We start from the raw sequence: 17,828 nt of genomic DNA, 5'->3' as shown, positions 1-17,828 counted from the left end.
ACGCGATGCAATCGGCTGATACGCATGCAATGGACGGGAAGCGGACAAAAAAGGACATCGATTGATGGAGTACATCCATTGCAAGCGTTGTCAAAGATTTCAGAACCATGCGCGCCCGCTGTCTACGCCACGGAGACAATCCATCAAGCGGCGGGCAGCTTTCACGCCAGCCGCCGCCGCGCCATATGTGAGGCAACACGCACAATCACGAAGCCCGGCGCCGGGCGGAAAGGACGGACATGTCTGCGAACACCTATCAGCACCGCATCCATGCAGCGCATACCCCGAACAGCCCCCTCTTCTTCGTTTTTCACGGAACGGGCGGCGACGAGAACCAGTTCTTTGATTTCGCCCGCCGCCTGATCCCGTCTGCGGGTATCGTCTCGCCGCGCGGCGATGTCTCGGAGCATGGCGCCGCGCGCTTTTTCCGCCGCACCGCCGAAGGCATCTACGACATGGACGATCTGGCGGTGCGGACGCAGGCCATGGCGGATTTTGTCAAAGCCCATAAGGACGCTGCCAATCCATCCGGCGTTGTCGGTCTTGGCTATTCCAACGGCGCCAACATTCTTGCCTCGGTCATGCTGGAGCAACCGGAGCTGTTTGACACGGCCATCCTGATGCATCCGCTGATTCCGTGGACACCGGCGCCCCAGCCGAAATTGGCGGGAAAGCGCGTGCTCATCACCGCCGGGCAGCGCGACCCGATCTGCCCGCCCGGCCGCACACAGGCGCTGGCGGATTATCTTGCGGCTCAGGGAACGGATGTGCGTATTGCCTGGCATCCCGGCGGACACGAAATCCAGCAGAGCGAGATCGGCGCAATCCAGGACTTTCTGACCCGCTAAACAAAAAGCCGGCCAAAGGGCCGGCTTTTCCATTCAGGCGGAGAACCGCAGCGAGACCGGAATGATCCGCATTGCCCGCGAGGAGCGGCGGCCTTTCGGCGTCAGCAGGCCCTTGGCACCATCCAGATGCCCCGGCTTCAGCTCCAGCGCGAGGAAGCGGCGGCGTTCGACCGGACCCGGCATGGCAAGCCCCGCCGTCTTTGCACCGGTAAAGCCGAAGCGTTCGTAATATTCGGGATCGCCGACCAGGATGATGGCGCCATGGCCGAGCCGGGCGGCTTCCTTGACCGCATGGCGCATCAGCGCCGAACCGATGCCGAGATCCTTCGATGCGGGATCGACGGCAAGCGGTCCGAGCAGCAGCGCGCGCACGCCCTTGCCCGCCGCGTCATGGCCGGCCTGGATGTCCCAGAGCCGGACCGTACCGAGCAGCGCGCCGCCGGCACCGCGTGCCGAGAAGGCAAGACCTTCCGACGGCAGGCGGCCGCGGCGCAGCTTTTCCGACGACTTGCGGCGGCGGCCCTCGCCCATGGCGCGGTCAAGCAAATCTTCGCGCGCCTTCTCGTCCTGCGGCAGTTCATTGACGATGGTATAGGCACCTGCGCCGGCGAAATACAGGCCGTCGGGTACCAGGTTCTGTTCGATGTTTTCTGCTGCGTCCATTGTCTCGACCAATCATCTCATGTGCGTGTCACCGCTGCCCGGCGCGTTGCCGGGCAGAACGTTTCAACCGGGCTCAATGCCGGTTTAGATGACGTATGATCGGAGTGGTTCGAAGCCGTTGAAGGCCACCGCGGAATAGGTCGTGGTGTAGGCGCCCGTTCCCTCGATCAGCACCTCATCGCCGATGGTCAGCGAAATGGGGAGCGGATAGGGGTTCTTTTCGTACATCACGTCGGCGGAATCGCAGGTCGGACCGGCCAGCACGCAGGGTTCGCTGCGATCGCCATCCCGCGGGGTGGTGATCTGGTAGCGAATGGCTTCGTCCATGGTCTCTGCCAGGCCGCCGAACTTGCCGATGTCGAGATAGACCCAGCGAACATTGTCATTGTCGGCCTTCTTCGACACCAGCACGACTTCCGCCTTGATGACACCGGCATTGCCGACCATGCCGCGGCCGGGCTCGATGATGGTCTCGGGCAGGCGGTTGCCGAAATGCTTGCTCAGCGACTGGAAGATCGCCTGGCCATAGGCCTGCGCGGTCGGCACGTCCTTGAGGTAACGGGTCGGGAAACCGCCGCCCATATTGACCATCTTCAGCGTGATGCCTTCTTTGGCCAGCGCGTCGAAAACCTGCTTGGCATCGCCCAGGGCACGGTCCCAGGCAGCCAGGTCCGTCTGCTGCGAACCGACATGGAACGACACGCCATAGGATTCGAGGCCGAGCTTCTGCGCTGCACGCAGCACGTCGACGGCCATGGCCGGCACGCAGCCGAACTTGCGCGACAGCGGCCATTCGGCGCCCGCACCATCGGTCAGGACGCGGCAGAACACGCGGGCGCCGGGAGCGGCACGGGCAACCTTTTCGACTTCTTCAACGCAGTCGACGGCGAACAGGCGGATGCCGAGTTCGAAGGCGCGGGCAATGTCGCGCTCCTTCTTGATGGTGTTGCCGAAGGAAATACGGTCGGCCGATGCACCGGCATCAAGCGCCATTTCAACTTCTGCAACCGACGCGGTGTCGAAATTCGAGCCAAGCGAAGCCAGGAGGCGCAGGATTTCCGGCGCGGGGTTGGCCTTCACGGCATAGAAAATCTTCGAGTCCGGCAAGGCCATCTCGAAATTGTGGAAATTTTCGCGCACGACTTCGAGGTCGAGCACCATGCAGGGGCCATTCGGGCGTCGGGTATTGATGAAATCGAGAATGCGCTGTGTAGCCATCTTGGGTCTCCAATCGTGACGGCACTTCCGGCCGCCTCAACAAGTCGCGATCGCAGGGGTTTCTCCCCCGTATGACCGCCAGGACAAAGTGCGTGAATCCATCTCGCGCGAAGCCAGCCTTTGGAGATGCTGGAAACACGGACAAGTTCATGCGGCGATGGATCTACGCTAAGCCAGCGTTGATCCGCTTTGTCTGCCTTGGTTTGGATGAAGCCATCCGCACTACCGGCAATGAAGGTGTGCCTCTTCAGTAATTCCGGCTTATGGACAGCCGAAAGACACCAGAAAGGCCCGCACCGTCGTTGCTTCAAGATGTCCTCAGTTTGGCAGTAGGCCGTCAAACTGACTGGAGGGGTTAGTTCCAGGTACCATACCGTTTCTTCACCATAATGAAGATCGGCGGACACCCATGGGGCACGTGCGACTTTGGGCAAGGGCGATATAAGTCCAAACTTGTGTCCAATCAATGACAAATCTCGCATCTGCGAAATTTTTTTATTCATTGAACAAAGGGGGCCAAATCACATAGAATTATTGAACGATGCGCACGATTTCACCGCTGAATGCCCTGCTGAATCTGCCTTTTCAGGCCTTTCCACCGGTGGAGGGTCCGCTGAGCGGTTATACGCTCGCCGTCAAGGATATTTTCGATGTGGCCGGTTTGCCAACGCAATGTGGCAATCCTGGGAAAAATCACGAATCAGCCGCACATGTTACCGCGCCGTCGGTGCAGAAATTGCTGGATTCAGGCGCCCGTTTCATCGGCAAGACGCAGACGGATGAGCTGGCGTTTTCGCTGATGGGGCAGAACAGCCACTACCCCTTTCCGGTCAACCCGAAGGCGCCGGACCGGGTCACCGGCGGATCGTCATCCGGTTCCGCTTCCGCCGTGGCGGGCGGGCTGGCCGACATTGCCACCGGGTCCGACACCGGCGGCTCGATCCGCGCTCCGGCAAGCTTCTGCGGACTGATCGGCTTGCGCACCACGCATGGCCGCATTTCGCTGGCCGGCACCATGCCGCTTGCCCCCTCACTCGACACGTTCGGTTGGTTCGCCCGCGACAGGCACCTCTACGAAAAGGTCGGCGCGGTCCTGCTTGGACCGGATGCGGAGGATTTCAAGCTCAACCGCCCGCTGTTCATTCCGCTGCTTGAGCACTATCTGCTCGGCGAGGCGGAAGACGCCGCCTTCCGCGCCATGTACCGGCATATCGCCGCCCATCTCGGCCATGCCAAATCCGCCCGCCAGTCCACAGCCTCCATGGACGATCTCTATCTCTGCTTCCGGCAGATTCAGGGCTTCGAGGCCTGGGCTTCCCATGGCGCCTGGATATCGGCAGGCGAGCGCGGCCTCGGTCCCGGCGTCAAGGACCGTTTCGACTATGGTTCTGCTATCGATGCGCAGACCTATGAGGCACAGACCCGGCGGCGCGATCTCTTCCGCCGCGAGCTTGCCGATGTGCTGGGAGATGACGGCGTCATGGTGCTGCCGACCGTTCCCGGCGCCGCGCCGCTGGTCAGCTCGCCCTTCGAAGACCTGCAGACCTACCGGGAACGCGCCCTGCACCTCCTCTGCCTGTCCGTCCTTTCGGGCTTTCCGCAGATCACCTTGCCGCTCGGCGAAGTCCATGGTGCACCGTTCGGCATTTCCCTGCTTGGCCCCAAGGGCAGCGACAGCGCCCTCATCCGGCTTGGCAGCGCCATCCTGTCCGCCGCGGAAGGAAACCACTGACATGGACACACTCACGCGGATGCGGGCCTATATCGATGTGGTGGAGGCGGAAGGCTTTTCCGCCGCAGCCCGGAAGATCGGCCGCTCCAAGGCGCTGTTGTCCAAATATGTGCGGGAGCTGGAGGACGAGCTCGGCGCGCTGCTGCTCAACCGCACCACCCGGCAATTCTCGCTGACCGAAGCCGGGCACACCTATTACCAGCGCGCCAGCGAAATCCTGCGCGAGGTGGAGAGCCTGCAGGAAACGGTGCGCGAATCGAGCAGCGACATCAAGGGCCGCATCAAGATATCGGCGCCGCGCACCTTCGCCGATGCGGATATCGGCCAATGCCTGATCGACTTCTGCATCGAGCAGCCGGATATCATTCTCGATGTGCGCCTGGACGACCGGTTCGTCGACCTGGTCGAAGAGGGTTTCGACCTCGCCATCCGCATCACCCGCCTGCAGGATTCCTCGCTCATTGCCAAGCGCATCGCCCCCTTCGGGACGCTGCTGTGCGCCTCGCCTGAACTGATCGAGCGGGTCGGCCGCCCCACCCGTCCCGAGCAGCTGGCCTCCCTGCCCTGCATCATCGACACCAACAACCGCTCGCGCAACAATTGGCAGTTTCTCAACGACAGCGGCCCGACGATCTCCGTGCAGGTATCCGGCCGGATGGAAATCAACAGCCCGCTGTCCACCCGCCGTGCCGTGCTGGCCGGGCTGGGGTTCGGTTCCATGCCGGATTTCATCGCCAGGCCCGATATCGAAAGCGGCAGGCTGGTCAGCGTGCTGGAGGATTTTTCGCTGCGCGATGGCGGGATTTATGCGGTTTACCCGCACCGCCGCTATCTGCCGGCCAAAGTGCGCGTGCTTGTTGACTATCTGGCAAAATGGTTCAAGGACAACCGCCGGGCGTGAATATGTTATATCGTCCCAATTTCGACACGTTCGGAATGTCCTTTGCGCTCATGTTACAGGCGGAATAATGCATCAACGAATCGCGATTTTCGTCGCAACCCTCGCAACAGGCCTGATGATCGCCACGCCGGCGTATGTGCATCCGCACGTCTTCGCCGAGGCGCGTCTCGATATCACCATCAATCCCGACGGAACCGTGCAGAAACTCGGCCATGTCTGGCGTTTCGACGATCTCTTCTCCAGCACCGTCCTCGTCGAATTCGACAAGAACGGCGATCTGAAGCTGGACGAGAAGGAACTGACCGATCTCGCAAACACCATCAATGCATCGATTTCCGAATTCGACTATTTCCAGACCGTGACGCTCGACAACAAGAAGGTCGTCATGGCGCCGCCGGAGCACCTGATCGCCGATTTCCAGAACAATCAGCTGCTGATCATCTTCGAGAGCAAGCCGAAACAGCCGCTGAAGCTCGGCAAGGTCACCAGTTTCGGCGTCTATGATCCGACCTTCTACACGGCGATCGATTACGTCAATGACAGCGATATTCACGTCACCGGCCTGCCCGCCAACTGCAAATCCAAGGTGGTGCGGCCCAATCCGGATGAAGCGCTTGCCGCCAATCAGGCAACGCTGACCGATTCGTTCTTCAACGACCCATCCGGGACCAACATGTCGAAAATCTTTGCGACCAAGCTGGAAATCGACTGCCCGGCAAAAGGATAAGATGATGCGGAAAACAACCCTTGTTTGTGCCCTGGTTCTCGCAGCGCTGGCCGGCGGCCATGCATGGGCGCAGACCTCCTCGCTCGGCATCGGCTCGAACGAGGTGGCGATGCAGCCGACCGGGCCTTTCGCCGAAATCATCCTGTGGATCAACATCCAGCAGCGCAATTTCTACCTCGCCATGACCCATGCGCTCAAAGCCATGCGCGAGGATCCCTGGCAGGCCTCGGTGCTTGTTGGCCTCTCCTTCCTCTACGGCATCCTGCATGCGGTCGGCCCCGGCCATGGCAAGGCGGTGATATCCTCCTACATGCTGGCCAACGAGACCACGCTCAAGCGCGGCATCCTGTTGTCCTTCGCCTCGTCCATGCTGCAGGCCATCACCGCGCTGTTCATCGTCGGCCTGGCCTGGCTCGTCTTGCGCGGCACCACCGTGTCGATGAACGATGCGGCGCGCTATATGGAGATTGCCAGTTTCGTCCTGATCATCGCCTTCGGCCTGTCCCTGCTCTGGCGCAAGCTGCCGCTCCTGTTCGGCCCGCGCGTCGCCCATCTCATGCCGGAAAAACACGATCACGGTTCGGTGCTGACCGACCACCACCACGACCATCATCACAGCCATGACGATGACTGCGGTTGCGGACATGACCATCATGACCATGACCACCACAGCCACGCGGCGCATGCGCATGATCACGCCCATCACGCGCATGATCATCACGATCACCATCATGCGGCGGGCGAGGTCTGCGCCACCTGCGGGCATTCGCACGCGCCTGATCCGGCGATGCTTGGCGGCGAATTCAACTGGAAGACCGCATGGTCGGCCATTGTGGCGGTGGGCCTGCGCCCCTGTTCCGGCGCGCTGATCGTGCTGACATTCTCGCTGTTGAACGGGCTGATGCTCGGCGGCGTGCTCTCGGTCTTCGCCATGGCTTTTGGCACCTTCATCACCGTGGCGGTGCTGGCGACGCTGGCGGTCACGGCCAAGAATGTCGCCCTGAGGATTTCCGGCGGCGGTGCGCTTTCAACCCGCGTTCAGAACACCATCGAAGTCGGCGGTGCGCTGTTCATCGTGCTGGTCGGCGTGCTGCTGCTGACGGCAGCGCTGCGTTTTTAACGGAAAGGCTCTAGAGCCTTTCCTGCTTAAATAGAATCGTTCTGCCGGAGGGAATTTGGTTCAAGACCGAGGGGTTTGGCGAGACCGATGTTTATCCATCGGGCGAAGCCGAAGCCCGATGGCATTGGGCCAAATTCACCCGGCCCTTCGGGTTTCCGGTTGGCGGACACCCACTTTGTCAGGCAGCGTCGTCCGATGGATAAACATCGGCCTCGCTACCTTCCGCGTGGATTGTCTCGCCATCCGGGAAACAGAACTGGTTCTATTTAAGCAGGAAAGGCTCTAGTCCCTGCGGCGCTGGCTCCTGCCACGCAACCAGAACACCAGAAAAAAACCAACCACAAAGACAGCAGCGAAAATGCCTGCCAGCATGGGCGAGCGGGCACCCAGCGCGATCATCATGGTGGGCATGTAGAATGCGGCAATTCCGAAACCAAGCATGATACAGGCTGCGGCGATGGCAGCATTGCGGCTTTTGGGATCACTCACGGTCATGGTCTTTCCTGGGTACAACAGTCGCAGCCTTTTTAGCCCCGTTGCGCCCGAACGCAAGCTCTAACCCGCGCGCAAATCCTCAAGCCGTCTGATCTGCATGCCCTGAGCATCGAAATTATCCGGCGACAGCCATGCCTGATAGGCGGCTTTCAGCGCCGGCCATTCGCTGTCGATGATCGAGAACCAGGCGGTGTCGCGGTTCTCACCCTTCTGCACCATGTGCTGGCGGAAGATGCCTTCGAAGGTGAAGCCGAACCGCTCGGCCGCCCGCTTGGACGGCTCATTGGCATTGTTGCATTTCCACTCGTAGCGGCGGTAGCCGAGCGTGTCGAAGATATAGGAGGCGAAGAGATACTGCGCCTCGGTGGCCGCCGGTTTGCGCGCGATCAGCGGCCCCCAGTAGATGTTGCCGATTTCGATGACACCGAAGGCCGGGTCGATCCGCATCAGGGTCTGCCGTCCCGCTACCTCACCGGATGCCTTGTCGATGACGGCAAAGAACAGCGGGTCCTTGCTGGCCGAGACCTTTTCCAGCCACGCGTCGAATGCCGGGCGGTCGCCCGCTGGCGTTTCAAACAGATAGCGGAAACGGTCGGCCGCGTCCGCAACGCTCGATGCCGCGTAGAGCCCGTCGCCATGCCTGGCGGCGTCCAGCGGCTCCAGAGTGACGTATCGCCCCTCAATGGCTTCGCGGGCGGGCAGAGGGCGCGGTGTCCAGTCCTTGAGATCGGTCATGCTACCAAACCTGTTTTGCATATGAGTATTTGACTCCATACAATCGGAACCGCACAAAGCAGAAGACATAAATTGTATGTGAGACAAGATAATGCTGCGTACCATCTCCGGTTTCGACCGTATCGGTGAAGAAAATGCCTTCGCTGTTCTCGCCCGCGCCACCGCCCTCGCCGCCCAGGGCAAGGACATCATCAATCTCGGCATCGGCCAGCCGGATTTCAAAACGCCCGCCCATATCGTCGAAGCCGCCATCAAGGCGCTGCGCGATGGCCATCATGGCTATACGCCGGCAACGGGGCTGCTCGCCGCGCGCGAGGCCGTGGTGCGCCGCACGCTGACCACCACGGGTGTGGAAGTCTCGCCGGAGAATGTCATCATCGTTCCCGGCGGCAAGGTGACCATGTTTGCCGCCATCCTGATTTTCGGCGAGCCGGGCGCGGAAATTCTTTACCCCGATCCCGGTTTCCCGATCTATCGCTCGATGATCGAATTCACCGGCGCGACGCCGGTTCCCGTGCCGGTCCGCGAGGAGAACGGCTTTGCCTTCTCGGCTGAGGAGACGCTTGCGCTCATCACGCCCAGGACGCGGCTGCTGATCCTCAATTCACCTGCCAACCCGACCGGCGGCGTCACCCCGAAGACCGAGATTGAAAAGCTGGTCAAGGGGCTGGAGGCGCATCCGCATGTCGCCATCATGTCCGACGAGATCTACGATGTCATGACCTATGATGGCGAGGAGCACTGTTCGCTCCTGACCTTCCCGTCGATCCGCGACCGGCTGATCGTGCTCAACGGCTGGTCCAAGACATGGGCAATGACAGGCTGGCGCATGGGCTGGTCGATCTGGCCGGACAGCCTTTACGACAAGGTGCGCAAGCTCGCGGTCAATTGCTGGTCCTGCGTCAACGCCCCCAGCCAATATGCCGGCATCGCCGCCATCGACGGCCCGCAGGACGATGTGGAAAAGATGTGCCGCGCCTTCGACAGCCGCCGCAGAATCGTCGTCGACGGCCTCAACAGCCTGCCCGGCATCAGCTGTGCCACGCCGAAGGGCGCGTTCTATGCCTTCCCCAACATCAAGCAGACGGGATGGCCGGCCAAGCAGCTGGCGGCGGCCCTGCTGGATGAAGCCGGTGTGGCGCTGATCGGCGGTCCCGATTTCGGCATTCTCGGCGAGGGCTATATCCGCCTCTCCTACGCCAATTCGGAGGAAAACATCCTGCGCGCCATCGAGCGCATCGAGCGGTTTCTCGCCAAGTAACGGATCAGCCGCGCAACACGCCGCGATCCACCGATGCGGCCTTGACCAGGGCGAACACCGCCTCGCCCTGTTTGAGCGCAAGCTCGCTCGCCGACTTGCGCGTCAGCCGCGCAACGATGGTCTGGCCGCCAATGTCGAGCGTCAGGTCGCAGTCGGGACCGTCATTGCCGGTGATGGCGGTAATTTTCGCGGGCAGGATGTTACGCACGCTGATGGCCTGCGGCAGTGCGCGGGCGATGGAAACGTCCCGCGCCCTTATCCGCAGCCGCAGCTTTGTTCCGGCGGCAAAGCCGAGCCTGGCGATCTGGAACGGCTGGCCGCCAATGTCGAGGGATGTCAGCCCGAAAGCCTCGTCGCTTGCCGTGACCACGCCCGTCACCAGTGCACCGGCATCGTCGTGGCTGCCGAGCCGCGAAAAGATCGCCTCGGCCGGTCCGCTCGCCGTGACCCGGCCGCCCTGCAGCAGCACGATCTCGTCGGCGAGCCGCGCCACCTCGTCGATCTCGTGGCTGACATAGAGGATCGGCAATCCGGTTTCATCGCGCAGGGTTTCGAGGAAAGGCAGGATTTCCTGGCGGCGCGAATGATCGAGGGACGACAGCGGCTCGTCCATCAGCAGCAGCGCCGGATTGGACAGAAGCGCCCGCCCGATCGCCACGCGCTGGCGCTCGCCGCCGGACAGGAGCGCCGGGGCGCGTTGCTGCAGATGCTCAAGGCCGAGCAGCGCCACCACCCGGTCATAGGACAGGCCTTCGCTGCGCCGCCCGGCCCAGCGCGCATAGGTCAGGTTGTTCCTGACCGAAAGATGCGGAAACAGCCGCGCATCCTGGAAGACATAGCCGATCCGGCGCTGTTCCGGCGCAAGGTGAATACCCCTGGCGCTGTCGAACAGCACGTGATCGCGGATGGCGATCCGGCCCTTGGCCGGGCGCGTGACCCCGGCAATCATTTTCAGAAGCGTGGTCTTGCCCGCACCGGATTCGCCGAACAGCGCGGTGACGCCGCCGCCTGCCGTGAATGCGGCGGTGACGGGGAATGACCCGACCTGGCCCTCAACCGAGACGAACAACGTATCGCTCATGTCCGCCCTCCGCTGAGCCGCCGCTGCAGCCATTCGGATGCCACCACCGCGACGATGGAGATCACCACGGAAACCAGAATCAGCCGCAGCGCGGCCACGTCGCCATTCGGGCTCTGCAGCAGCGAATAGATGGCCAGCGACAGGGTCTGTGTTTCGCCGGGAATATTGGACACGAAAGTGATCGTCGCGCCGAATTCGCCCAGCGCCTTGGCAAAGCCCAGCACCGCACCGGCGAGAATACCCGGCAGCAGGAGCGGCAGCGTCACCGTCAGGAACACCACGATGCGCCGGGCGCCCAGCGAGCGCGCCGCCTCCTCAAGGCCGCGATCGAGACTTTCGATGGAAAGCCGCATCGGCCGCACCAGCAGGGGAAAGGCCATGACACCGGCCGCCAGCGCCGCACCGGTCCAGCGGAAGGAAAAGGTCAGCCCGAACACGTCATTGAAGAAGCCGCCCAGCATGCCGCGCGCGCCGAACCACACCAGCAGGAGATAGCCGGTGACGACGGGCGGAATGACCAGCGGCATGGTGATGAGCGCCTGCAGCAGGCTTTTGCCCCAGAAGGAAAAGCGCGCCAGGATCCAGGCGAAAACGAAAGCAAAGGGCAGAGCGACGAGGATCGCGACCAGCGCGACCCTCAGCGACAGAAGAACAATGGCCCATTCTGTCTCACCCGGCACGATCAGCCTGCCTTGTCAGATGCGCCGACAAAGCCCTTCGACTTGATGATCTCCTGGCCTTCATCGCTGGCGAGGAAATCGAGGAACGCCTTGCCTTCAGCCGAAGGCTCCTTGCCGACCAGCGCAGCCGGATAGAGAATGGGCTTGTGCGTCGAACCGGCGAAACGATAGGCTTCGATCAGTTCCGGCGCAGCGGTATGATCCGAGGCGTAGACGATGGCGGAATTCGCCTCGCCGCGGCGCACGAATTCCAGCGCCGCGCGCACATTCTCGGTGAAAACGGCGTTCTTGGCGACGTCGTCCCAGACTTTCAATGTCTCCAGCGCACTCTTGCCATACTTGCCCGCCGGCACGTTGCTGGGATCGCCCATGGCAAAGCGCCCGGCCTTCAGGATGGCCGCGGCATCACCCTTGTCAGCCTTGGTCAGAATGACAAGCGCATTGCCCGCAACAATCTTGCGCGACGGCTTGTCGATGAGATTGCGCTGCTCGAGATAGTCCATCCAGTCGAGATCGGCGGAAATGAAGAGGTTCGCGGGCGCGCCCTGCTCGATCTGCTTGGCCAGCACCGACGATGCGGCAAAGGAGGAGGTCACTTTCGTGCCGGTCTTTGCTTCAAATTTCGCAGCCGCCGTTTCGACCACTTCCTTCATGCTCGCCGCGGCAAACACCGTTACCTTTTCGGCGGCAGAGGCACCGTTGACACCCGCCATCGCCGCCAGAACCATAAAGCCCAGAATGAGAATTTTTTTCATGAGGTCCACCCCTGTCCACGAATCCATGGCGGTCTCACACCGGCCATGCATCCAGTTGCATACATCAGACATGATGGTGGGTCCGAACAAAGCGCGCGCGACCCGGACGCTCTCAAAACCCTTGACGCAATGGCAGCCATCGACACTGCCCTTATGTCCTGACGAACCCTCGGCCCCGAGTCAGAACGCGTCAAACTAGACTGGAGTCGTTCGTCTTGTCGAGAGCAAAACACCCGCCTTGCGGGGCGGGTGTCTTCAATGCCGGTTCGCTCGCCGTTACGCCTGCGGCGCGGGCGTTTTCACATTGGCCACGGTGGCTTCGATATGATCGATGAGATTATCCGGCAGTTTCAGACGTCCCGCCAGAAGATCGAGATAGCCGCGTTCGGCGCGGGTCTTGGCCTCGATGGCAAGGCGCGACGCCGTGTAAAGCTCGACCTTCTGCGCATCGGTGACAGCGGCGGCAACCAGCGCGTCGACATTGACGGGGGCATTCAGCTCCGTGGCGAGGAATTCCTGCGCGTCGCTGTTCATGCCGGACAGCGAGAGCTTTTCAACGATGCGGGCACGCTCCGCCTCATCCACATGGCCGTCAGCGCGGGCAGCGGCAATCATGGCGCGCACCAGCACCAGCGCGAACGCATGCTCGCCCTGCGGCGCCGTCGCCGGATGGAAGCTTGAATCGTCAGGCGGCGGCAGCAGGTCCGGCTCCCCGGTCTTTGCCGTCTCAGCCGGTGCATTGCCCGACTGGTAATTCTGATAGGCCTTGTAGGCGAGCCCGGCCACGGCAGCGAGGCCGCCGAGCTTCAGCGCACCGCCAGCGATGTCGCGGCCCGTGCCTGTGCCCAGCAGCACCGCAGCCAAAGCGCCTGCCGCCAGCGGATTGTCCTTGGCCATCTGTGTTGCCTTGCCGGCCGTATCTCGAACGGAGGTTCCAGTTCCGGGAATACTGCTTCCCAGAAAATCATCAAGAATCTTCTTCGGGTCGAACATGCAAATCTCCTCATGGCTGCACGGATGCGTCCCGACCTAGTTAGGGTCGGCATGGCGGCATTGCAATGACCGATGGATTTTTTGTGATCAGGAGCCGATATGCTGCTTTTCGCCGCGCAATTTGGCGAGTTTCACCTGTTTTTGCCGTTCGGCAAAGCGGGCGCGGTCGGCATCCGTCCGCTCGTGATAGCAGTTCGGGCAGGAAATGCCTTCGGCAAACAGCGGGGACAATTTGTCCTCCGGCGCAATCGGATTGCGGCAGGCATGGCACAGCTCCGCGTCGCCCTCGACCAGTCCATGACCGACCGAGACGCGTTCGTCGAAGACAAAGCACTCGCCTTCCCAGCGGCTTTCCTCGGCGGGCACGTCCTCGAGATATTTGAGGATGCCGCCCTTCAGGTGGAACACATCGTCAAAACCCAGCCCCTTGACGAAGGCCGTCGCCTTCTCGCAGCGGATGCCGCCGGTGCAGAACATGGCGATCTTCTTGCCTTCCAGTTCGTCGCGGTGGTTTTCCACCCATTGCGGGAACTCGCGAAACGTCTTTGTCTGCGGGTCGACCGCATTGGCAAAGGTGCCGATCGCCGTTTCATAATCATTGCGCGTATCGATGACGATCGTGCCGGGATCGGAAATCAGCGCGTTCCACTCCTGCGCGGACACATAGGTGCCGACGCTCTGGAGCGGGTCGATATCCTCGACGCCCATGGTGACGATTTCCTTTTTCAGCCGCACCTTCATGCGCTTGAACGGCATGTCGCTCGCGTAGGAATATTTCAGTTCCATGCCCGCAATGGCAGGCTCCGCTTCAAGAAATGCAACCAGCCTGTCGATGGCTTCAGCCGAACCGGCCACCGTGCCGTTGATGCCTTCGCCCGCCAGCAGCAGCGTGCCCTTGATGCCCGCCCCGCAGCACAGCTGCGCCAGCGGCTCCTGCAACGACTGGTAGTGTTCCAGCCGGGCAAAACGGTAGAGTGCTGCCACTTTGAAGGGCAAGTTTGCTGTGTGATCGGTCATGATCCCCTGCAACTACTGCTCCCAGGCGATGATTTCAAGAGTTTTACACCACCAACTTATCAACCACCCGCCAAAGCGCCCGATAATCCCTGGTGAACAGGTACAATTCCCGAGGAACTGAGAACATGCTTTCACAACAGGATATGGGCGACATCCGCGACGAGGCGCAGCGGGCCGAAATCGAACCGGCGGCGCTGCTGGCCGTCGTCGAGGTGGAAAGCGGCGGCGTCTGCCTTTACCGGATCGATGGGCGCAGCGAACCGCCCATCCGCTTCGAGGGACACTATTTCGACCTGCGTCTGACAGGCGGCCAGCGGCAGATCGCCCGCAGCAAAGGTCTCGCCAGCCCGACCGCCGGTGCGGTCCGCAATCCCGCATCACAGGCGGCGCGCTGGCAGCTGCTGGAGGCCGCCATCGCCATCAACCGGCCGGCAGCGCTGGAATCCGTATCCTGGGGGATCGGGCAGGTCATGGGCGCCCACTGGAAATGCCTTGGCCATGACAGCGTCGAGGCGCTCGTCGCCGAAGCGCGCGCTTCGCTCAAGGGGCAGCTGCGCCTGATGATCCGCTTCATCGCGCACAACGACCTCATGCCCGTCCTGGCACGGCATGACTGGAAGAGCTTTGCCCGCGCCTATAACGGTCCAAAGTTCACACAGAACCGCTATGATGCCAAGCTGGCCCTCGCCTGGCGCCGTTTTGCCGCGGCCGAATCCCGCGGCATCACAGCAAGCGGTGGACAAAGCGGCCCGGTATGACTAAATCGATTGAACCCAACAACAGCGGAGAGTTTGACATGGCCCAGAAGACCGATTTGCTATTACCCGTTCTGAAGGGCCAGCCGGTTATCCCGGTCATTCTCGTCAACGATGTCGCCCATGCGGTGCCGCTGGCCCGTGCGCTGGCCGCCGGTGGCCTTCCGGCCATCGAGATCACCCTGCGCACACCCGCCGCGCTCGACGCCATCCGCGCCGTCGCCAATGAAGTGCCCGAGGCCATCGTCGGTGCCGGGACCATTCTCAATGCGCGCCAGTATGAAGAGGCCAGCGCCGCCGGATCGCGTTTCATCGTCAGCCCCGGCGCCACGCCGCAGCTGTTGAAGGCTGCGAGCTCCGGCAAGGTGCCGCTGCTTCCCGGTGCGATCACACCGGCGGAAATCATGGCGCTGCGCGAAGAAGGCTATACAATGCTGAAATTCTTCCCGGCCGAGCAGGCAGGCGGAGCGTCCTTCCTCAAATCCCTGTCGTCACCCTTTGCCGGTATCCAGTTCTGCCCGACCGGCGGTATCGGTGCGGGCAATGCAAAAACCTATCTTGATCTGCCGAACGTTGTCTGTGTCGGCGGCTCCTGGGTTGCGCCGGAAAATCTGGTTCAGGCCGGAAACTGGGATGAAATCACCAGGCTTGCCGCCGAGGCCGCCAAGCTGGCGAAGGCATAAAGCGGTATTTTTAAGCATGCCTCTTAGTGCATGGTGCAGCAGATACCGGAATTCATGAAAAAGGGCGGCCCGTTTCGGAGCCGCCCTTTTGTTTGACCCGTCAACGGGCGATCAGTTGGTTGCGGTGAACTTCGCAATCGACAGGAAGGTCACAGCCTTGCCCGTGAACTTGTTGGTGTCGGCCACCGGCAGCGCCTGCTGGAAGCCTGCCGTATAAACGGTCGTCGGCGCAGTGCGCATGGCTTCGTTGCGCAGGACGGCCGGTTCGACATTCGGCGAGGTCTCGGCGACCTGCTGGCTGGACAGCGCGCGGTCCGGCACTTCCGAGGCAACCTGGATAGCCTTGGCACCCTGGTTCTTGGCCGACTGGCGGCGCGGCTTCGAGGTCTTGCCCGTGGTGATCACACCGCTGTCGAGCATGGCAACCGGATCGGCCGAACCGCCCGCATCCAGCATGGTGCGGCGCAGCGACGGCTGAGGCTCAGCCGATGCGAGCTGCGTGTTCTGGGCCGGTGCCGGCTTGTTGCGGACGACGCGGCCGCCCGTGGTTGCCGGTACAGTCGGCATGGCCTGGGCCGATGCAACGGCCGGTGCCTTGGCATGGGCTGCATCGGACTGCTTGATGATGGTTTCCAGATCGTCATTCGGGACCGGGATCACATCATGCTCGGATGCCGCGGCAACCTGTACCTGCGCAGGCGGCATGGCCGGGCGCGGGTTCGGCACCACCGAGGCCACCATCATGTCGGTACGCTTGGGACCGGACTGCGGCTTGTCAAAGGGAACGGGAACCAGCGCATTGACCATTTCCGGCTGAGCGGCCGGTGCCGGTTCGTTGGCCGGAGTGTTCACATTGGCGGCGATCATGTCACGGATGGCACCGGCGCTGTCGGTGGGACGCGGCGTCGGCAGGGCTGCGACAACGGTCGACTGATCCTCGGCGAGCGCGTTCAGCGTGGCGGGAGCGCCTGTTTCAGGCGCAGCCGGCGCATAGTCCGGACGGCGCAGCGGCACGGGAACGGCAAAGGCGAGCGCGGCATTGTCTTCCGGCGAGGCTTCGACCGGTGTTTCAGGCCGCGGCGCTGTCAAAGGCGCAGGCGCATTGCGGGTTGGCAGGGCAGGCGCAGCCGGAGCTGCGGCAGGGGCAGACTGTCCGACCGCCACGCCCGGCAGCGATGTTGCACCGCCGCCTTCGTCATCATCCGATGCAGCCGGCCTTGCAACGCGGGCTACGCCGCGCGATGGGGTCGGCGCGGAGGCCACGGCGACGCTGCCTTCGCTGGAATCCTCCTCGTCGTCGGCACCGCCGCCGCCAAAGAGCATGCCGAACAGGGTCTTGCCGCGACGGCCGGAGCTGGAGGAATTGCTGGCGACCTGCACGGAACCGCCGCTGCGCTTGCGCGATTCATAGGCGGCAACAGCCTGTTCATAACCGGGCAGCGGCTTGCCATCCGCGGGGATGTGCATCGTCTTGCCGTCGGGGAAGACGGCCAGCAGTTCGCGGCGGCTCATGCGCGGCCACATGCGGACATTGCCGACGTCGGTGTGGACGAAAGGCGAGCCGGATGTCGGGTAATAGCCGACGCCGCCGGCCTGGAATTTCAGCGCGGTCACGCGCAGGGTCGAAAGTTTCACGCCGGGAAGATACCAGTCCATCGCCTTGCCCAGCATATGCTGGCTTTTCTGGGCGACGCCGCGGCTGCGCGAGCGCAGCATGGAATTGGTGGCCGGAGACCGGTAGGCAGAAACCACATGGATGTAATCGGAGCCGCCAACGGCCTGATAGACCTGCCAGACCAGATCGAACAGGCGGGGATCCATGTTCGTCGGTTCGTTGCGGCGCCAGTCGCGCAGGAAGCGGTTGAGCTTGTTCAGGCCGTCCTGCTGATAGCGTCCATTCTTCTTGAACGTGATTTCCGCGCGTTCCTTGGTGTGAATGAAATAGAGCTTGAGCGTGCGTGTCTCAGCGGAAGCCTGTGCCGATGCGAACAGCATCGAGCCGAAGACCATGAGGAACACAAACCAGCTGGCGCGTACAAAAGAACCTGCCGTCGATTTGCCGTTCTGTGCATGAATCATGTTTGACAATGTCGTCCCAACCTTGACCGTTTTTTCCAGTCCCCGAATATCTGGATTATCCGATTTAATGGTTAATGGTCACTTA

At 62.2% G+C, this 17,828-nt stretch carries 18 protein-coding genes; 8 read left to right on the top strand and 10 right to left on the bottom strand.

Annotated features, from left to right (window positions below; all coding sequences use genetic code 11):
• The first annotated feature begins 239 nt into the window (after positions 1 to 239).
• Complete coding sequence (locus ACTJJ7_RS19260) at positions 240 to 848, top strand: alpha/beta hydrolase (RefSeq protein ID WP_440968508.1); 609 nt, start codon at positions 240 to 242, stop codon at positions 846 to 848.
• A gap of 33 nt (positions 849 to 881) precedes the next feature.
• On the opposite strand, the gene ACTJJ7_RS19255 is transcribed toward ACTJJ7_RS19260, so the two are convergent.
• Both ACTJJ7_RS19255 and odc2 read right to left on the bottom strand, forming a co-directional pair.
• Positions 882 to 1,511, bottom strand: a complete 630-nt coding sequence (locus ACTJJ7_RS19255; protein ID WP_105731892.1) for a GNAT family N-acetyltransferase — start codon at positions 1,509 to 1,511, stop codon at positions 882 to 884.
• Positions 1,512 to 1,595: 84 nt separating this feature from the next.
• The gene (gene odc2 / locus ACTJJ7_RS19250) at positions 1,596 to 2,729 is read right to left on the bottom strand and encodes an ornithine/lysine decarboxylase (RefSeq protein ID WP_105731891.1); all 1,134 of its coding nucleotides are present in this window, start codon (positions 2,727 to 2,729) and stop codon (positions 1,596 to 1,598) included.
• A gap of 541 nt (positions 2,730 to 3,270) precedes the next feature.
• Between odc2 and ACTJJ7_RS19245 the strand changes: the two genes are divergently transcribed.
• The 4 genes from ACTJJ7_RS19245 to ACTJJ7_RS19230 all read left to right on the top strand — a co-directional run bounded on the left by ACTJJ7_RS19245 (position 3,271) and on the right by ACTJJ7_RS19230 (position 7,209).
• Positions 3,271 to 4,461 (top strand): amidase, encoded by a 1,191-nt coding sequence (locus ACTJJ7_RS19245; protein ID WP_440968507.1) that lies wholly within the window; start codon positions 3,271 to 3,273, stop codon positions 4,459 to 4,461.
• Between the two features lies 1 nt (position 4,462).
• On the top strand, positions 4,463 to 5,362 hold the full coding sequence (locus ACTJJ7_RS19240) for a LysR family transcriptional regulator (protein WP_440968506.1): 900 nt from the start codon (positions 4,463 to 4,465) through the stop codon (positions 5,360 to 5,362).
• Positions 5,363 to 5,429: 67 nt separating this feature from the next.
• Entirely contained in the window at positions 5,430 to 6,089 is a 660-nt protein-coding gene (locus ACTJJ7_RS19235) for a DUF1007 family protein (RefSeq protein ID WP_440968505.1), read from the top strand.
• A 4-nt stretch (positions 6,090 to 6,093) separates the two neighbouring features.
• Positions 6,094 to 7,209 (top strand): nickel/cobalt transporter, encoded by a 1,116-nt coding sequence (locus ACTJJ7_RS19230; protein WP_130270684.1) that lies wholly within the window; start codon positions 6,094 to 6,096, stop codon positions 7,207 to 7,209.
• Between the two features lie 282 nt (positions 7,210 to 7,491).
• Here the strand turns inward: ACTJJ7_RS19230 and ACTJJ7_RS19225 are convergent, their stop codons facing one another.
• Both ACTJJ7_RS19225 and ACTJJ7_RS19220 read right to left on the bottom strand, forming a co-directional pair.
• Positions 7,492 to 7,704, bottom strand: coding sequence for a hypothetical protein (locus tag ACTJJ7_RS19225; RefSeq protein ID WP_165401835.1), 213 nt, complete (start codon positions 7,702 to 7,704; stop codon positions 7,492 to 7,494).
• A 60-nt stretch (positions 7,705 to 7,764) separates the two neighbouring features.
• Positions 7,765 to 8,439, bottom strand: coding sequence for a GNAT family N-acetyltransferase (locus ACTJJ7_RS19220; protein ID WP_105731887.1), 675 nt, complete (start codon positions 8,437 to 8,439; stop codon positions 7,765 to 7,767).
• 91 nt (positions 8,440 to 8,530) lie between these two features.
• Between ACTJJ7_RS19220 and ACTJJ7_RS19215 the strand changes: the two genes are divergently transcribed.
• Positions 8,531 to 9,700 (top strand): pyridoxal phosphate-dependent aminotransferase, encoded by a 1,170-nt coding sequence (locus tag ACTJJ7_RS19215; protein ID WP_440968504.1) that lies wholly within the window; start codon positions 8,531 to 8,533, stop codon positions 9,698 to 9,700.
• Between the two features lie 4 nt (positions 9,701 to 9,704).
• Here ACTJJ7_RS19215 and modC read toward each other — a convergent pair whose 3' ends face one another.
• From modC to trhO, 5 genes are all read right to left on the bottom strand, one after another.
• The gene (modC, locus tag ACTJJ7_RS19210; protein ID WP_440968503.1) at positions 9,705 to 10,781 is read right to left on the bottom strand and encodes a molybdenum ABC transporter ATP-binding protein; all 1,077 of its coding nucleotides are present in this window, start codon (positions 10,779 to 10,781) and stop codon (positions 9,705 to 9,707) included.
• Positions 10,778 to 11,461, bottom strand: coding sequence for a molybdate ABC transporter permease subunit (gene modB / locus ACTJJ7_RS19205; RefSeq protein ID WP_440968502.1), 684 nt, complete (start codon positions 11,459 to 11,461; stop codon positions 10,778 to 10,780). The genes modC and modB overlap by 4 nt, the downstream gene beginning before the upstream one ends.
• Before the next feature lie 2 nt (positions 11,462 to 11,463).
• Entirely contained in the window at positions 11,464 to 12,216 is a 753-nt protein-coding gene (gene modA, locus ACTJJ7_RS19200) for a molybdate ABC transporter substrate-binding protein (RefSeq protein ID WP_440968501.1), read from the bottom strand.
• Between the two features lie 276 nt (positions 12,217 to 12,492).
• On the bottom strand, positions 12,493 to 13,209 hold the full coding sequence (locus ACTJJ7_RS19195; protein ID WP_440968500.1) for a tellurite resistance TerB family protein: 717 nt from the start codon (positions 13,207 to 13,209) through the stop codon (positions 12,493 to 12,495).
• Positions 13,210 to 13,296: 87 nt separating this feature from the next.
• Positions 13,297 to 14,226: an oxygen-dependent tRNA uridine(34) hydroxylase TrhO gene (gene trhO, locus ACTJJ7_RS19190; RefSeq protein WP_440968499.1), complete on the bottom strand. Its 930-nt coding sequence runs from the start codon at positions 14,224 to 14,226 to the stop codon at positions 13,297 to 13,299.
• 125 nt (positions 14,227 to 14,351) lie between these two features.
• On the opposite strand from trhO, the gene ACTJJ7_RS19185 reads away from it, so the two are divergent.
• Both ACTJJ7_RS19185 and ACTJJ7_RS19180 read left to right on the top strand, forming a co-directional pair.
• Positions 14,352 to 14,984: an N-acetylmuramidase family protein gene (locus ACTJJ7_RS19185; RefSeq protein WP_440968498.1), complete on the top strand. Its 633-nt coding sequence runs from the start codon at positions 14,352 to 14,354 to the stop codon at positions 14,982 to 14,984.
• Positions 14,985 to 15,022: 38 nt separating this feature from the next.
• The gene (locus ACTJJ7_RS19180; RefSeq protein WP_440968497.1) at positions 15,023 to 15,664 is read left to right on the top strand and encodes a 2-dehydro-3-deoxy-phosphogluconate aldolase; all 642 of its coding nucleotides are present in this window, start codon (positions 15,023 to 15,025) and stop codon (positions 15,662 to 15,664) included.
• 111 nt (positions 15,665 to 15,775) lie between these two features.
• On the opposite strand, the gene ACTJJ7_RS19175 is transcribed toward ACTJJ7_RS19180, so the two are convergent.
• Positions 15,776 to 17,659, bottom strand: a complete 1,884-nt coding sequence (locus ACTJJ7_RS19175; RefSeq protein ID WP_440968536.1) for a DUF882 domain-containing protein — start codon at positions 17,657 to 17,659, stop codon at positions 15,776 to 15,778.
• Between the last annotated feature and the right edge of the window lie 169 nt (positions 17,660 to 17,828).

Source organism: Phyllobacterium sp. 22229, from assembly GCF_052056495.1.
Classification (GTDB): domain Bacteria; phylum Pseudomonadota; class Alphaproteobacteria; order Rhizobiales; family Rhizobiaceae; genus Phyllobacterium; species Phyllobacterium myrsinacearum.
Note: the sequence above shows the minus strand (reverse complement) of the source record. Positions and strands in the feature narration are given on the sequence as shown.

What these genes read in the sequence shown, in the direction of transcription:
- ACTJJ7_RS19215 (WP_440968504.1), top strand. Translation starts at nt 8,531, where the DNA reads ATGCTGCGTACCATCTCCGGTTTCGACCGTATCGGTGAAGAAAATGCC.
- ACTJJ7_RS19220 (WP_105731887.1), bottom strand. Translation starts at nt 8,439, where the DNA reads ATGACCGATCTCAAGGACTGGACACCGCGCCCTCTGCCCGCCCGCGAA.
- odc2 (WP_105731891.1), bottom strand. Translation starts at nt 2,729, where the DNA reads ATGGCTACACAGCGCATTCTCGATTTCATCAATACCCGACGCCCGAAT.
- trhO (WP_440968499.1), bottom strand. Translation starts at nt 14,226, where the DNA reads ATGACCGATCACACAGCAAACTTGCCCTTCAAAGTGGCAGCACTCTAC.
- ACTJJ7_RS19245 (WP_440968507.1), top strand. Translation starts at nt 3,271, where the DNA reads ATGCGCACGATTTCACCGCTGAATGCCCTGCTGAATCTGCCTTTTCAG.
- ACTJJ7_RS19235 (WP_440968505.1), top strand. Translation starts at nt 5,430, where the DNA reads ATGCATCAACGAATCGCGATTTTCGTCGCAACCCTCGCAACAGGCCTG.
- ACTJJ7_RS19195 (WP_440968500.1), bottom strand. Translation starts at nt 13,209, where the DNA reads ATGTTCGACCCGAAGAAGATTCTTGATGATTTTCTGGGAAGCAGTATT.
- modC (WP_440968503.1), bottom strand. Translation starts at nt 10,781, where the DNA reads ATGAGCGATACGTTGTTCGTCTCGGTTGAGGGCCAGGTCGGGTCATTC.
- ACTJJ7_RS19185 (WP_440968498.1), top strand. Translation starts at nt 14,352, where the DNA reads ATGCTTTCACAACAGGATATGGGCGACATCCGCGACGAGGCGCAGCGG.
- ACTJJ7_RS19240 (WP_440968506.1), top strand. Translation starts at nt 4,463, where the DNA reads ATGGACACACTCACGCGGATGCGGGCCTATATCGATGTGGTGGAGGCG.
- ACTJJ7_RS19260 (WP_440968508.1), top strand. Translation starts at nt 240, where the DNA reads ATGTCTGCGAACACCTATCAGCACCGCATCCATGCAGCGCATACCCCG.
- ACTJJ7_RS19180 (WP_440968497.1), top strand. Translation starts at nt 15,023, where the DNA reads ATGGCCCAGAAGACCGATTTGCTATTACCCGTTCTGAAGGGCCAGCCG.
- ACTJJ7_RS19230 (WP_130270684.1), top strand. Translation starts at nt 6,094, where the DNA reads ATGCGGAAAACAACCCTTGTTTGTGCCCTGGTTCTCGCAGCGCTGGCC.
- ACTJJ7_RS19225 (WP_165401835.1), bottom strand. Translation starts at nt 7,704, where the DNA reads ATGACCGTGAGTGATCCCAAAAGCCGCAATGCTGCCATCGCCGCAGCC.
- ACTJJ7_RS19175 (WP_440968536.1), bottom strand. Translation starts at nt 17,659, where the DNA reads ATGCTGTTCGCATCGGCACAGGCTTCCGCTGAGACACGCACGCTCAAG.
- ACTJJ7_RS19255 (WP_105731892.1), bottom strand. Translation starts at nt 1,511, where the DNA reads ATGGACGCAGCAGAAAACATCGAACAGAACCTGGTACCCGACGGCCTG.
- modA (WP_440968501.1), bottom strand. Translation starts at nt 12,216, where the DNA reads ATGAAAAAAATTCTCATTCTGGGCTTTATGGTTCTGGCGGCGATGGCG.